This window comes from Corynebacterium sp. AOP36-E1-14, assembly GCF_052377495.1.
In the GTDB taxonomy this organism is placed as follows: Bacteria; Actinomycetota; Actinomycetes; order Mycobacteriales; family Mycobacteriaceae; genus Corynebacterium.
The window spans coordinates 27221-42707 of the sequence record NZ_JBQSWV010000005.1; the positions used below are offsets into that span (position 1 = coordinate 27221).

The 15487-nt window shown below is 66.6% G+C and carries 8 protein-coding genes; 4 read left to right on the forward strand and 4 right to left on the reverse strand.

What is annotated here, in order from left to right:
• Positions 1 to 186: 186 nt before the first annotated feature.
• Entirely contained in the window at positions 187 to 1254 is a 1068-nt protein-coding gene (locus ACT3TD_RS03630) for a DUF3883 domain-containing protein (protein WP_441578715.1), read from the reverse strand.
• Between the two features lie 183 nt (positions 1255 to 1437).
• On the opposite strand from ACT3TD_RS03630, the gene ACT3TD_RS03635 reads away from it, so the two are divergent.
• Complete coding sequence (locus ACT3TD_RS03635; protein WP_441578716.1) at positions 1438 to 4539, forward strand: exonuclease domain-containing protein; 3102 nt, start codon at positions 1438 to 1440, stop codon at positions 4537 to 4539.
• A gap of 61 nt (positions 4540 to 4600) precedes the next feature.
• Here ACT3TD_RS03635 and ACT3TD_RS03640 read toward each other — a convergent pair whose 3' ends face one another.
• Positions 4601 to 10888, reverse strand: coding sequence for a DUF4011 domain-containing protein (locus ACT3TD_RS03640; protein WP_444614699.1), 6288 nt, complete (start codon positions 10886 to 10888; stop codon positions 4601 to 4603).
• Positions 10889 to 11029: 141 nt separating this feature from the next.
• Here ACT3TD_RS03640 and ACT3TD_RS03645 point away from each other — a divergent pair, with 141 nt between their 5' ends.
• The 3 genes from ACT3TD_RS03645 to ACT3TD_RS03655 all read left to right on the forward strand — a co-directional run bounded on the left by ACT3TD_RS03645 (position 11030) and on the right by ACT3TD_RS03655 (position 12728).
• Positions 11030 to 11323 carry a helix-turn-helix domain-containing protein gene (locus tag ACT3TD_RS03645; RefSeq protein ID WP_301443100.1) on the forward strand — a complete coding sequence of 98 codons (294 nt, stop codon included), beginning with the start codon at positions 11030 to 11032 and terminating at the stop codon, positions 11321 to 11323.
• Between the two features lie 26 nt (positions 11324 to 11349).
• On the forward strand, positions 11350 to 11880 hold the full coding sequence (locus tag ACT3TD_RS03650; protein WP_441578757.1) for a putative molybdenum carrier protein: 531 nt from the start codon (positions 11350 to 11352) through the stop codon (positions 11878 to 11880).
• A 68-nt stretch (positions 11881 to 11948) separates the two neighbouring features.
• Positions 11949 to 12728 (forward strand): TM2 domain-containing protein, encoded by a 780-nt coding sequence (locus tag ACT3TD_RS03655; RefSeq protein ID WP_441578718.1) that lies wholly within the window; start codon positions 11949 to 11951, stop codon positions 12726 to 12728.
• 40 nt (positions 12729 to 12768) lie between these two features.
• Here ACT3TD_RS03655 and ACT3TD_RS03660 read toward each other — a convergent pair whose 3' ends face one another.
• Both ACT3TD_RS03660 and ACT3TD_RS03665 read right to left on the reverse strand, forming a co-directional pair.
• The gene (locus tag ACT3TD_RS03660) at positions 12769 to 14151 is read right to left on the reverse strand and encodes an acetamidase/formamidase family protein (RefSeq protein ID WP_441578719.1); all 1383 of its coding nucleotides are present in this window, start codon (positions 14149 to 14151) and stop codon (positions 12769 to 12771) included.
• A gap of 69 nt (positions 14152 to 14220) precedes the next feature.
• Positions 14221 to 15471 (reverse strand): aryl-sulfate sulfotransferase, encoded by a 1251-nt coding sequence (locus ACT3TD_RS03665; RefSeq protein WP_441578720.1) that lies wholly within the window; start codon positions 15469 to 15471, stop codon positions 14221 to 14223.
• Positions 15472 to 15487 lie beyond the last annotated feature (16 nt).

The following is a 15487-nucleotide window of genomic DNA, read 5'->3' on the forward strand; positions in this document are numbered from 1 at the left end:
GTTCGGACAGGGTCGAAGGGTCGGTGAACCGGTCAAGGATCTCGGAGGCGGAGGTCCGAAGCAGGGGCAAAACATTCTCCAGGCAGCACGAAACATCGTGCGACGTGGAGGCATGTCTGAATAGAAGCCTGTCGGGTCGCTCTTACCCGGTTCACACTACCTTGACGGTTCTGCGCCCGCGCAGGTTCATTCGACTTCGAAGCTTTCTGCCTGATCCTGGGGAAGGCGATAGCAGTACCTGGTTGCTGAGAGGTCGTCTTCCAACGGCTCCCAGGCGTGCAGGACATGGGCGCGGCCGCCGGTGGCGACGAAGTCCAGGCCCCCGTCGTCCTCCTCGTCCTTGGAAGGGCGGGCGTAGATGTTCGAGACCACGAAGAGTTCCGACGGATGCTCCCTGGCACTCGCGACCTCATTGACGGTCAACTCCACTTCGCCGGCGGCGCCCGTCGTCCCCTTCACCTCGACACGGAGGTATTCGTCGCCGCGGGTGCACTTGAGGTCGTAGGGTGCTCCGATCCGCTTCACCGTCCATCCCAGGTTCTCGTAGTGCTTCACTGCTTCGTCCTCGGCGTGGAGCTCGATCGCCTTGCGCTTCTTCGGGTTCTGCTGGCGTCCTGCTCCGGCGTTGTTCTTTGGGGACCTCTTGTAGAGAACGTCGAAGGGATCGATGTAGTCCACCTTGGTGTCAGGTCCGGACCCGATCGGCTCCTCCCGGCTGGCTGACCCGAGGAGTTCTGCGAGTTTCTGAGCATGCTCCGGTTGGACCTCGGCCACGATGGGACGGGATCCGTTGTTGATCGATAGGTGGAAGCAGTCATGGAGCTCCGGCGGAAAGTCCTCGATGGCGATGTCCTCCCGCGACCCCAGGGGAGTGATGGGGAAGCGGTAGGGGTATCGAATACCTTCGCTTCCGTCCTCGCCCGGCCAGTGCGGCGAGGCGGACGTGTACATAGGCCCGGTCACCTTGACGGCGAACGTGTTGCCGATGGTGCCGCGGTTGTAGATCTCCCGGCCGACCCATGGGTTGCTGGTCGTTCCCTTCGCGGTCTCGGGATCTCGGCGCTGATAACCCGTGGCGATGAGCAGCACATCGTGAGGGCGGGGAGCCGACGGGTCCGCGGAATCGAGCTCACGCCGTGAACCCCACGTTCCGCTGTCGAGCGCGAATTCGTAGTCCGCGGCGTTCTTTGGGGCGATGGGCACTGAAATAACTCCGACCCGGATCGGGGTCGGTGAGGCGACACGACGGTCCACACTGGTCTCCTGGAAGCACGAAATTCTCGTGCGACGTGGAGGCATGTCCGGGTGGAAGCCTGTCGGGTCGCTCTTGCGCCGACCACACTACCTGGGACCTGCAGGCGGTGGCGTCGGTTTCCTCGCTGCTGTTCGAACAGCGTGCTCGTTCGCGTCCGGGGCGCAGGATATACTTTCCCCTTGATGACTTCACAGACTCAGCTCAGTCCCTTCGCCGTGGTCGATGTCGAGACCACCGGTTTCAGCAACCGTGACCGCGTCCTCGAGGTGGCGGTGGTCCACGCGGACGCGGACGGTACCGTCACAGGCCGCTGGTCCACGCTGATCAACCCCCAGCGCGACATCCCGAACACCAGAATCCACGGTATCTCCGGCACCGACCTCATCGGCGCCCCGAGCTTCGCCGACATCGCCGGCGATCTCGCCGAGCAGCTGAGCGGGCGCATCTTCGTCGCGCACAACGCACCCTTCGACACCCGGCTGCTCGGCGCCGAGTTCGCCCGCCTGGGTATCACCGCTGCGCCTTTCGCCGAGTCGTATCTGTGCACCCAGAAGCTCACTGGCGCCGTGCTGCCGGCCTCCGGTCGTAGCTTGTCCACCGCACTCGCCGCCGCAGGTATCAACAACGCCCACGCCCACGCCGCTCTCGGGGACGCCGAAGCCACCGCCGAACTGCTCCAGCACTACCTGGGGACCCACCGCAGCACCGTGGAGGGCTTCCTCGGTGGTCTCAGGACCGTGGAGCTGCCGGTCGCCGAACTCAGCAGCGGGGCCGAGGTCGCGCTGTGCCCACGCACCGGCGTGGCGTCCGGCGTGCACGACGGGGTGTGGCTGAACCAGCTCTCCTCCGGCATCCCGCTGGCCGGCGACGCGAACGTGGATGAGTACCTGGACCTGCTGTCCACGGCGATGCTCGACCGGGTGCTGTCCGCCCACGAGGTCCAGCAACTCACCGACTGTGCCGCTGACCTTGGCATCAGCCGGGAGACCGCGGTGGACCTGCACACCGGGTTCATCCGCCAGCTCGCCGTCCTCGCCTGGGCCGACGGCACCGTCACCGAGGAGGAACACGACGACCTGCTGGCCGCGGCACGGGCACTCGGCGTTCCCGAAGATGAGATTTCTCGGTTCCTGGAATCGCCGGACGCCGCGGGCACGGTGGGCGCGGGCAGGGGAGCGCAGGCCCGTCCGGGACTGCACCTGGCGCCTGGTGACCGGGTGACCTTCACCGGTGCCACCGAGATCCCCCGCGAGGTGTGGGAGGCACGCGCCACCGAGGCCGGGCTGGACGTGGGAGGGGTAAAGAAGGCCTCGGCGCTACTCGTCGCCGCCGACCCGGACTCCTTCAGCCGCAAGGCCGCCAAGGCACGTGACCTGGGCATACCGGTGGTCTCCGAATCCGGGTTCGCCCGCCTGCTCGGGGAACTGGAGAACTCCGGCAGCGGGGAGATCAACCCACGCACCGTCCTGGAGGCCTCGCGCCACGATCGCCACCAGGACGACGAACCGGACACGGCAGAGTCCTTCGACGACGATGACGCCGAGACGGGGCTGTCCGGGCAGTTCTACGACGAGGACGACCAGGCCTTCAGCGAAATCCTCGGGGAGGCGGTCGACGTCGCCACCGGACTGCTGAGCTACCTGGCACGCACCCACGGCAGCCTGCGCGCGGCGGTGGAGCATGCCGGCATTTCCGCGGTCGACGGTGAACTGCCGTCCTACGTCGAGGACCTCCTGGCGCGCGCCGGCGACGAGGACGGCGCGTTGAGCATCGCGACGACCATGCGCAGAGGCACCGTCCAGGACGTCCTCGCACGTGCTTGGGCCGCCTGCGATGAGCGCGAACAACTGATCCTGCGCAAGCGCTTCGTCGCGCTGGATGCCGCCACCCTCGACGAACTCGGCTCGGAGTTCGGGGTGACACGCGAACGCGTCCGGCAGGTTGAGAAGAAGCTCATGACCCGCCTGCGGCCCATCGTCACCAGTGGGCCGGTCGCGGACCTTCTCGCCGGCATCCGTGTCCACGCGCACCCGGTGAACACGCTCGAGGCAGTCACCGGGGTCTTCCCCGAACTCGCCGTGACCCAGCCAGGCTGGGAGGTGCCGCTGTGGCAGATCCTCGACGCCTTCGACGACGACTTCCGGGTCGACGACAGTTGGGTGTGCTTCCCTGACCTTCCGACCGCCGCCCAGCGCACCGGCAACCTGGTGACCCCGATGGCGAACGAGGAGGGCGTGGCCCGGGTGGCGGACATCCTGGAGCGCTCCAGCCTGGACGACGAGAAGGTGCTGCGGGAATGGCTGCGCACCTGCGGCTTCCACATGGCGGGGGAGCACGTCTTCACCCGTGCCGGGTCGATCCCGGCGAGGGCCGCGGCCGTGCTGTCCATGGTTGGTGAGCCGATGGGTGCCATGGAGATCTACTCCGCGGGCAACGAGACCAAGTCCGAGCGATCCTTCCGCAACGGCCTCGGCGCCAGCGACGCCATCTCACGGGTGAGCATCGACCGGTGGGCGCTCACGAGGTGGGGGTTGGAGGAGTACACCGGCATCGCCGACCTCATCGGCCGGCGACTAGACGCCGCAGAGTCGCTAGAGTCCGCCGAGTCCTCAGAAGCCGGCGTTCCCATCGACGATCTTCTGGAGGAACTGCCCCGCAAATTCGGGGTGTCCGCACAGTCGGTGCGCACCTACGCAGCCACAGGGGAGTTCGAGTTGTCTGACGGCATCGTCCGTCGCCGTACCGAGCCGATGGTCAACACCGCGGAGCCGGAGGACTCCAATGCGGTGTACATGCGAGACGGACGCTGGTGCCACCTGATGACCGTGAACAAGGACCACCTCCGGGGTTCCGGGTTCATCGTGCCCAACGGCTTGACCGCGAGCTTGGGGCTGGAGTGGGGCGAGCCCCGGGAGATCCCTAGCGACTGGGGTGCGCAGCGGCTCACCTGGGGAAATATCGGCAACAGCGCCGTTGGTTCGATCAAGCGGATCCTCGACGACCAGCGCATCGGTCTGGGGCAGAGGGTATGGGTCGACCTGCACAACGGCGAGTTCTTCTCCGTCACACCGGGTCTGCCGGCGACCCTCGACTCCGGTGCAGGCATGGCCTGGCTCGCCGAGCACGTCGGCGCTGAGGCGTCCGCAAATGACGTGGACAACACCTCCGCCGTGGCGGTGGCACTGGGGCTGAAGGCTGATGCGCCCCGGCGCAAGATCCTCGCCAGGTTCCGCCACCGCTCCGACCACGAGGCGGTGGAGCTGCTCGAGCGGCTGTGGATGTGACCGGGGGCGGAGTCATCCCACGACATCCAGCCGGGTCAGGTAGGGAGCCACGCTCCCGTCGCTACAAGGAGTCCACGGCCCAGTCGATCCTGTCCCTTGAGGGCTTGGTCAGCCTGCCGAGCCCGAACACCGCCATGATCTCGCGCTGGAGCTTTTCACGGGAGTCGGGGTCGGGCTGAGCCAGCTGGGGCCAGTCAGAGAGTACGAGCTGCGCTGCGCACTGGATCTCCTTCAGCGGGATGTCCGGCAGGTTGCGTCGACCTTCGGACTGTCTGACATGGTTCCAACCGTCTGGTCCTGCCGCGGTCGGCCAGACGAAATCGTCGACGACACTTCCCTCGTTGTGTATCAGTTCCTCTGGAATGAGCTGGTCGATGACTGTGTTCACCTTCCTCGAGGTCTTTTGCCGGCCGAACCGCTTCGCGATCGCTGACCGGAGTAGATCGAGCTTGACGGGGGCTGAGTCAGCGATCATCCGGGAAACCTGCTCCACGAGTTCGGAACTCCGTGACTTGGAGAAGCCCTTCTCCAGTTCCTCGCGCTCACCAAATGGAGGTGAGACCGCCAGCGCTTCGTATGGGCGCGTCGTCGGAAGTGCAGGATCACCGCTGGATTCGATGGTGGGCCTGGGAGCAGGCTCGCGGTCGGTAGCCCTGGCATACGCGACTGTAGGTGCCGGTTCATCCGACTGACCGACGGCGGAATTGTCTGCGAACGGGTTTGCGGGGAGTTCCTGTCCGCCTTGGCGCCCGGACCACTGGACGGGAGTTTCTTCGTCATCGATGTCAGTGTCTGTACGTCCCAACAGGTCGTCGACCACGGCCTCGACGTCCGAAGCGTCTGCGCCTTCTGGGGATTCGGGGCCCGCGGCCTGGTCATCAGCCTCCAGTTCAGCCACTGCACGTTCGCGAGCCTCTGTCTCGGCTTGCTGCTCGGCAGCGATACGCGTCCGCTCCGCCTCTAGCGCTGCCTCCGCCTCCGCGATGATGCGGGCACGGTCTGCGTCTTGCTGGGCGATCTGTTCGCCGGCGGCACGAATCTCCGCATCAACCCGGTCGATGGCGGCGTCGCGGTCCTCGATCCATTCCGGGAGCCAGACACGGACCGTAGTGGCCCAATGCATGAGCTTCTCCAGAAGCGCGGGGGTGAGGTCACGGTCGGCGACGGTCGACATGTTGTTCCACTTGTCGCCGTCGGTGAGGACTGCTGCGTGCCACCGGTCGTCGTCGGCTGGGCGCGCCACCAGATCCAGGGTGTAGGACGACAGCCCGTAGTCGGTCTCGACCACCCAGCCGCGGTTGCGCAGGGCCGAGGCCAGGTCGTCGCGGATGGTGTTGACGTTCACCGATGCTGAAGAACTGTGCCGCGAACCGGGGGTGCCGTGCTTCTCCGCTGCCTCGAGGTAGCCACGAAGATCCCGGAGCCCTGCCGACTTCGTACGGTTCAGGTCGATCTCGGACGGTTGGAAGGAGCAGAGCAGCTCAACTTCCTTACGCGCCCGGGTCACCGCCACATTGAGTCGACGCTCGCCGCCGGTACGGGACAAGGGGCCGAAGTTCATCGGCATCGATCCTCCGTCGGTCTTCTTGGAGAATGCGGTGGAGAAGAGAATCACGTCGCGTTCATCGCCTTGGACGTTCTCGAGGTTCTTGACGAAGATCCCGTCCTGTCCGGGGACGAGGCGGCGTGAGACCAACGGGTCGCCACACTCGTCGAGGAGATCTTGGATGAGATCACGTTGCGGGACGTTGAAAGTCACCACGCCAAGAGACTCCTGGCTGGTCAGCGGATCATTGACACGCCTGACAATCGATTCCACGATGGTCCGTGCCTCCACAGGGTTGGTGCCCAAGGCGGCCCCTGTCTCCTTGACGTCCTCCTTACGGATGAACTGCCCACCAACCTGTTGCACGGATACCCCGGCGCCGGGGACACCGCCGGGGGAAGGAAGACTCGACAGATTCCCCTGGTAGTAGCGGTCGTTGGAAAAGGCGATGAGGGACTCGTCCTGGCTACGGTAGTGCCACGACAGCCACAGCTGAGGCAGTCCGGACTCGACCGCCTCGGAGAGGATCGACTCGAGGTCGTCCACGTCGGCCATCGCGTCGTTCTGTTTGTCGTCTTCGACTGGTAGGTCATCATCGTTCGCCGTCGACGTCTTCCCGATTCGTGTCGGGGGCATCTGCTTACTGTCGCCGACGATGATGGCGGACTTCGCCCGCCCCAGTGCGCCCATGGCCTGGTCGACGGTGACCTGCGAGGCCTCGTCGAAGATGACGGTGTCGAACGTCACGGAGCTGGAATCGACGAATGTCGCCAGTGACGCAGGACTGACGAAGAAGCAGGGGGTGGTGGCGAGGATCTCGTCCCCGAACTCTCCGAGCAGAGAACGGAAGGACTTCGCGTTGCGCTTCGCGTCCAACTGCCGCCTGAGCAGTGCGGCCTTCCCATCGAGTTGCCCGGCGATGTAGGGGCGCCGCCCCAGGAGGCGGGCGGGTAGCGCTCGGGTGGCCTCGTCCTGCACGCGTGCGATCGCGCGGTGCAGCTGGGACAGTTCTTCTTCACGCAGAGTCCGGTGGAAGGAGCTCAGGTTGAAGCGATGACTCCGCTCGGCGACGGAGGCGGTGGCGAGGCCCCGGTTCAGCGCCATTTCCAGGTCGCGGGGAGCCAGGTCGCCCTGCTCCACGATCGACACCAACTCCGTCAGCCCGATGCCGCGTAGCGGGCGGGCGACGTCCTCCCATTGGGCGGTACGGGTCGGCAGTGAAGAGCCCGAGTTCTCGATGTCCTCACCCCATGCGGAGGAGACCGACAGCCAGGCATCCACCCAGCCCGTTTCCCCTTGTGCCGTGATCCAGGTATCCACGGAGTGGGGAGTGGCGGAAAGGACCTTCGTCCATGCCTGCCAGGCACCGATGATGTCCGTGATCACCTCCGAAAGCGGTACCTCAATTCCCGCCGATCTGGCATGATCCTCGAGTGCCACGAGCTCGGGGTGTCGAGCGGAGTTGGTGATCGCGTGTCGCAGGTCATCGCCCCGTTGCCACAGATCGGCCGGGAGAGCGGGGTCGGCGGGGGTCCTGCCGGTCAGGGCTTCGGCGCCGGCAACCGCGCCGATTCGCCTATCGAGGTCTTCCGCAACCGCCCGCAACTGGGGGATCCGGCGAAGCTGTGGCTCCACGCGGTCGGGGGCGTAGGCGCCGTCGACATCGATCTCCATGACGGCAGGCGGGACCGCGACGGTCAGTGCGCGCCTGTAGGCCTCCATTCGCTTCTTCTTCCCGAGGAGCCCCTTTCTCGTGGCTTCCAGGCTCTGGAACACAACCGCCGGGTCCCCCGATCGGATGAAGGACGAGGAGAACAAGGCGGCTGCGGCCTGGAAATCTGCCGCGATCCTGTCCACCTCCCTGGCCAGCGCCGTGAGCTGGTCAGGGGTATTGGCGTACCTGCGCTGTTGTTCCCGACTGAGACGATCGGCGGCGGGGACCGACTCGACCTCGCGGAGCTGGTCAACTATTTTGTCGATGTCGTCACGTTGAACGACCCGGGCAAGCTCAGGAAGCTTGCTGAAGAGGCTCTGCGCCTGTTCAAGCTGCTTCCAAGCGGACATCAGTCCACCGGAGGTGGCAGGAACAGCCCCCACAAGGCTCCACCGTGAGGTGGCGCTGAAGTCGGTGACCTGTGCCTGGGATGCCAGGGACGAGACCATGGAACGGATTTCGACGAGGGGTGCCGCGGGCGTGGCCACGACGTGCTCGGGCACGGGAGCCGTTGGTCCCTCGCCGTCCACCGTCAGGGTCGAGACGGCAGACCACAGCGAATACCCGGCCCCGTTGGCGTCGTGGATCTGTCCCGGATACTCCGACAACGGTGCGAGCCGGGCCCTGAGATTGGCCACGGCTGCGTCCCAGAGATGCATGTCGTAGTGCATCTCGGCGTCGATGGCCTCCTTGAGCTGCTGACGTATCGCAGCTGGACGCTGTTCCGTACCGTGCAGATCCAGAGTGAATGGGCCGAGTCCGACTCTCGACAACCTGTCACGGACGACGTCCAGCGCGGCCTGCTTCTCCGCGACGAACAGCACCCGCTTTCCGAGGTTCATGCACTGGGCGATGAGGTTCGTGATCGTCTGCGACTTCCCGGTCCCCGGAGGTCCCTCCAAGACGAAGCTGTACCCGGCGGCCGCGGCCGTAATGGCACGGAGCTGGGCACCGTCGGCGGGAACGGGGAGGGCCAATTCGTCCTCTCTCACGACGACCCGTTCCGCCGGAACTCCTGTGGCTTTCTCCGCTGGGTCGGCGAAGTCGTTGCCGGCATGCATCGTCAGATGCTTGAAGACCGGGCGGTCCAGGAACGTCTCCCAGTTGTCCCGGAGGTCTTTCCACATGCCATAGGTCGAGAACTTCGCGATGATCAGCCGGGAGGACTCGACCACGGTGTAGGGGAGGTTCGCCTTGATGAGGGAGGCCGAGATGGCGGTCAAGGCGTGCGTGATGTCCAGCCCGGATTCATCGAGTTTCGGCCGGGCGAGGTCATCGATGGTGACGTTGTGTACCTGCCGGAGCCATTCGACCAGACTGTGGTTCGGGGTGGCCTCCTGGGTGGTGTCCACCTGGACCTGAAAGCGGGCGTTGCCCCGGCCTCCGACGATCTTCACCGGGATGAGGAACAACGGTGCCAGTGCGGTAGAACCTGCGGAGTTCTGGTGGACCATGGCGCCGAGGGTGAGGTACAGGTTCGAAGCCCCGGTCTCCTCGGTGTAGGTGCGCACCTGGCGGTTGAGGGTACGGAACCACGAGCTGTAGCGGGCGTCCGATAGATCGGCGTACACCCGATTCCGTGCCGTGAGGTCATCGGCGACCTGCTCTGAGGGCAGGTCCGTCACTTTCCTGATGCCTTGGAGACGGCGGTTGTCGCTGACGTCGTCGACAGGGTGGACGGCGATCTTCTGGCCGTCGTGGATCATGTCGTCCAGGTCTGCCAAGGTGCCTGGGGCAAGTGTGAAGTCAAGGACCTCGGGTCCCGTACGCATGTTCAGCAGGCGGTTGCGCAGAGACAGGTCGAGAAGCTCACGTTTCCACTTCTGAACGCGCGCGGGACTCGGGTCATCGGTGTCACTGTAGGCGCCGTCGTCTGAGTTCGTCCCGAGGTCGGGGAGGGTCCATGTCCCCGTCGTCGTGCTACCGACGGAACCGGTCACCGACCTGGTTTCCGTAGCAGTGGCGTCAGCCGTGGTTGCCGCGGCGGACGAACCGATCGAGCTGTCGCTGAACGGGTGGATTCCGTCCCGGTGGGAGCCGTAAACGTCGATGACGCCGTGGACGACAGTGTCCTCGAGGGTTTTCCGGGATCGTTCAACCACTTCCCGGAAGGCCGAGCCGGCGGATTTGTCATAGAAGACAGCATCGATCGGCAGAAGTCGACCGCTGCGGATGTAGTTGTTGATCACCGTGGGTTCTGTGATCACCGGGGTGGGCAAGGGATCCGCGGTCATCAGGACCCCGGCCATGGCATGTCCGGGAATCATGATGACGACCGGGTGCAGTCCGCATTGCTCAGCCACCGCTCCGAAAGCGACCGAGAGGTCGATGCAGGTTCCTAGTCTCGTGGTGAGAACTTCGGAGGACCTCCTGACCCTTTGGCCGGTCTGTTCGAAGGAGGCAGGGGGATTGATGTAGCGGATATCGTGACCCCGGAGTGCCTCGAAAACCGCTGCGGCGATCTCGGTGACGCGGACAGCTCCTGCCTGGTAGCCGTCTATCGACGAACTGCCGGTGTGCTCTTCCAACAGATCGCCGACCGTACTCAGCAGCGGGGTGACGCTAGCCGAGTTCGGTTGGACGAAGGCAGCCAGGGACTCGTAGTACAGCGGAGAGTTGAACCATTCGTCCGGCGCCAGGACCTGGAGGTCGACGGTCTCCTGGGCGAGTTCGTCGCCCAGCTTGACCGAGATCGTCAACTCGCCGCCACGCGCCTCGGTCGACTCGAGTGTCCTTGCCACGGGGACGCGGGTGAGGTCGTAGGGCTCCAGGAAATTGGTCGTTCCTGGGTCCATGGAGGGCAGGGTGATGGGGCCACTGGTGAAAAGCTGATCGCCGTCGACGCTTGCGTGCACGGAGATCTCTCCGACGGGTGTCGGATCCGCGAGCTCTTCGTCGGAGTCGACGAAGATGTGCTGGACGACGGGAATACGGTTGTTCGCGAGCGCGTAGTTGGTGACTCCCATGTAGTAGACGGAGACGGACACGCCGCCGACTGTGAGGTCGACGCGGTTGTAGAGCGAGGTGGAAGGCATCCGGGGTCTTTTCTGCTGTGGCGGAGCGCTGTATGGCGGCACAACGCCGGTCATGTTTTCCCATAGTGTATCTGTTGGGAAAAATAGTGGTTCCGGTGCCGGATTATCGACGCGACGCCGATTGAGGTGATTCTTGCGACCCGAACGAGGGGCACCGGGGTGTCGCCGTGCGGCGACAATTGCTATTGTCGTCGAATGACGACAGTGACTGTCCATCGTCCCGACGACCTCGGCCCGGAGCTCCGTGAAGTCCGCCTGGAGAAGGGGATCACCCAGTCCGCACTCGCCGAGAAGGCGAACGTGGGACGGCAGTGGCTGAACGCCTTCGAGTTGGGGGACAAGTGGACCGCCCCGTTGGACATGGTCTACCGGGTCCTCAGCACCCTCGAGGTGAGCGTGGTGATGGATCCCGAATCGGTCGCGGCACCTAACTCGTACGACGACTTCGTCGACATTGGCCTCATCGTCGACGGGCTGGCGAAGCCGTGAGTCCGAATGTCACCCGGCTGGTCGAGATGAATGGGCTTTTGCGCCGGGGGTTGCCCAGCCCCCACGAATTCCTCTCCGTCATCCGTTCTGGCGGACAGTCCGGGGTGGACAGGGGAGCGCTCGACGCGGCCAGGGCCGCCGGGGTCGCGACCACCGGCTGGTGTCCGGCCGGCGGTTGGGCGGAGGACCGTCCCAGCGCCCCAGGCCTGCTGGTGGACTACCCGGAACTGTCGGAAACCCTCTCGGCAGATCCCGCCCAGCGCACGGAATGGAACGTCCGCGACAGTGACGTGACGCTGATCCTCACCGGCACCGGTGCGTCCTCCCCGGGGACCGCGCTCACCGAGCGGCTCGCCGCCGGTTACGACCGGCCCTGTCTGGTGGTCGGCGCCGGGGGAGCGCAGGATGCAGTCACCTGGCTGCGCGGGTTGCGGGCGGCTGCGGGGAGGGCCCTGGTGCTCAACGTCGCCGGGCCGCGGGAGAGCGAGTGGGCGGGAGCTTACGCGACGTCGACCGGGCTGGTTCACGAGATTATTAATGCCGGTCAACCTCGGTGAGGGGACACAAGGTATGCTTCCCACAGTCTTAAACCCGTTATGTCGTCAACACCACGATGGAGAGCACCGTGACCGACTCCTCCAAGCCCTCGGACAACCCCTTCCCGGACTCGTCCGACAACTCCGACGCGCCGCAGGTGCCTGAGACCCCTGAGACCCCTGAGACTCCCGAGGCGCCCAAGGGCCGCTGGTCCGGCATGGAGACCCCTGAAACCCCCGAAGCCTCCGCCGACCAGCAGACCCAGGCCTACGGGCAGGGTTACGGCCAGGGTTACGGTCAGTCCTACGCTCAGGGCTACAGCCAGAGCTACGGCCAGGAGCAGTCGGTCCCGGGATACCCGGGCTACCCCGGCAGCGGCGATTCCCAGGCTGCCCAGCAGGCGCAGGGCGCCCCGGGCGTCCAGCCCTACCCGGGCGGACCCACCCAGCCCGGCGCCTACCCGGCCGGTGCGTCCTACCCGGCCGGCTACGCCGCGCCGCCGGTGTCGCGGAAGTCGAAGGTCGCCGCGGCACTGTTCGCGTTCTTCCTCGGCGGCTTCGGCGCCCACAACTTCTACATCGGCAACAAGGGCAGGGCCATCGCGCAGCTGGTCATCCTGCTCGTCTCGTGGGTGATCATGATCGGCGGCTACGGCCTCATCGTCGCCAGCAGCGAGACCTACACGACCATGACCGGCAGCGTGTACTACGACAACGACGAGACCCTGCTCGGCGCGGGTGTGCTGCTCATCCTCCTCAGCTCCGCGATGATGTTCGCGCTGTGGGTCTGGACCATGGTGGAGTTCGTCCTGATCCTCGTCGGCAGCGGACGCTACGCCCGCGACGCCGAGGGCTACCAGCTGTCCTGACTGAGGTCACCGGAGCTGGTCACCTGACCTGCGGCGCCGCTCACCCCAACGCGGGGAGCCCGTCCTTGTAGATCAGCCCGTGCACGCCGGTGGTGATGTCCACGACCTGCGACAGGGCGAAGTCGGAGGCGGCGGACAGGTAGGCGTAGGCCACGGCCCGCTCGATGCCGAGGTCGGTCTCCAGGAAGTCCAGGGCGTTGACCACCGCCCGGCGCATCGCCACGTTCAGGTCGCGGTCGGAGCCGTTGACCAGACCGTCAGGGTCGGAGAGGCCGATGGGGATCCAGGCGTCCCCGGTCTCGCCGAAGGGGTAGGAGAACGCGACCGAGGGGGTCGAGTGGTCGCCCTTCTTGCACACCGTGAGCCGGAACGTGGTGCGCAGCGAGCCCTCCATGGCGGTCAACGCGACCTCGCCGTCGCCCATGCCGTGGTGCGGGTCACCCGTGTAGAACAGGGCGCCGTCGGCGAAGACCGGCAGGTAGAGCGCCGAGCCCACCGCGAGGTGCCGGATGTCGATGTTGCCGCCGCCGAGCGTCGGGGGGATGGAGTTGCGGCTGTCGTCGGTGGGGCCGCCACCGTCGGTGGTGGCCACGCCCATCATCCCCATGAACGGGCGCAGCGGGAAGCTCAGCTCGAGCTCCCCGGAGGTCATGACACCGCGACCGTCGTGTGCGCGGGTGAACACCGAGACGTTCCCACCGGTGCCGTCGGCACCGACCGGCGGCATCACCTCGTCGAGGCTGATGCCGTCCGGGGCACCGCCGTCGGGGAGCTGACGCAACGCGCCCTTGCCGTGCCGGCTGGACACCACACCGTAGGGCACGCGCAGGGCCGTCTCCAGGGTCTCGACCTTGAGGACGTCGCCGGGTTCGGCGCCCTCGACGAAGATGGGGCCGGTGACCACGTGGGGGCCGTCCTTGTCGAAGTCGCGCGGTGTGCGGTCGTAGTTGGCGGCGATGTCTCGCGCGTCGTCGAGGACCTCGGCGCGGTCCACGCCCTGCTCACCGAACCAGGCGTCCGGGTCGCGTCCCTGGTCCTCCATGATCCCCTCGTGGCTGACGGTGTCCACGGTGACGGTCTGCCCCGAGCGCATGCGCAGCACCGGTTCACTGTCCGTGGACGGCAGGTAGCCCCACAGCACCTTGTCGACCTCCGAGGGCAGGTAGTGGTCGGCCTGCAGCGAGCCGGTGCCCGGCTGCAGGATCTCGCCGGACGCTCCGCCGGACGCCGTGCCGGATGCCGTGCCGGGGGACGCCGCGGCGCCCGGTGCGTCCTGCCCGCATGCGGTCAGGCCGGTCGCGGCGCCGGTGGCGCCCACGGCGCCGAGGGCCGAGGCGATCTGCAGGAAACGGCGGCGCCCGAAGGTGCGGGACAGGCGGTCGGCGGTGGTGGCGGGGGAGGGGGAACCAGGTGTAAACGTCATGTATACCGACGGTATCGGCGGGGTGTTGACACCGTATTTCACCGAGGTGTCCCCGGCATTGCGCTCCGCTCAGCCCACCGGCACCCACTCCGGGGGCACGTGCTGGGCGCGGTAGACGAGGAAGCTCTCGGTGTCGCTGCCGGGGGCGGCCGTTCCGGAGTAGGGGGACACGTACTCCCACACGATGCGTCCGTCCGGGGTGACGCGGAAGATCCGCCCGTGCATGCCTTCGGTGATCAACGTGGTGCCGTCGGGCAGGCGTTGGGCGTTGCTGACGAAGGCGCTGAAGAACTCCCACGGTTGGCGCCCGGAGTCCTCGGCGGTGTACTGCCACACGATCTGGCGGGTCAGCGGGTCGATCTCGAGCACGCGTGAGCCCGGGTAGATGCCCAACGCCGCCGGCGGGTACCCGGCGCCTCCCTGGTTGTCGAAGATGAGCAGGTTGCCGGCCCCGGGGAGTCCCTCGGCGATGAGGTGGGGATTGTGCTGCCCGGAGATCTGGTCCAGCGGGCGGGGGACGCTGCGGTGCAGGATGCGCTCGTGGTGGTCGCCGGGGGCGCTGTCGAAGTAGGGCCCGAGCCGCCACAGGATCCGGTCACCGCCGCCGGCCCGGTCGACGACGGCGACCACGTTCGCCTTGCGTGAGCTGATGATCACGTTGCCCGGGGTGAAGGGGGAGGCGGGGTCCCCGCCGTGCAGGTGGTTGGGGCCGATGACGTTGGCGGTGTTCAGCTCGGCGTAGCCCCACGGGGTGTCCGGGTGTCGCCGGGCGCTCGCCCGCAGGTCCGCCAGGCCACGGTCGTCGAGTTCGAGTTCGTCGACGTGGTCGCCGAGCAGCCAGCGCCACACGGTGTTCCCCCCGGGGTCGACCTCGACGAGCCCCTGGTCGCCCACGGTGTCGGGGCCGAGAGCCTCCACGACCCGGGGGACGGTGACCAGGTAGAGCCGGTTGCCGTTGTCGAGCACCTGCCAGTCGTGGTTCTGCCGGGCGGCACCGCCGGGAGTCTGCGTGCCCCATTCCCAGCGCACCTCGCCGTCCCACGAGACCTCGCCCACGGTGCGGTTCGGGTAGATGCCGCCGTGGTCCTCGGTGGCGGGGTCCAGGTGTGTGAGCTGCAGGCCGATCCGGCCCTTCTCCCCGCCGACCAGCGCGGGGTCGATCACGCGGGAAGGCACGCCGGGGTGGTCCCAGCTGCGCACGACCGTGCCCAGGTCGTCGATCAGGCGGGTCACGCCGTCGGGGGCGGCGAAGAGCACGTAGCCGTCGCCGGCGTAGGCGGGGTCGTGGACGGTCACTCCGGTGGTTCTGTGATGTGTCATGTGCCCGCAAGCTACA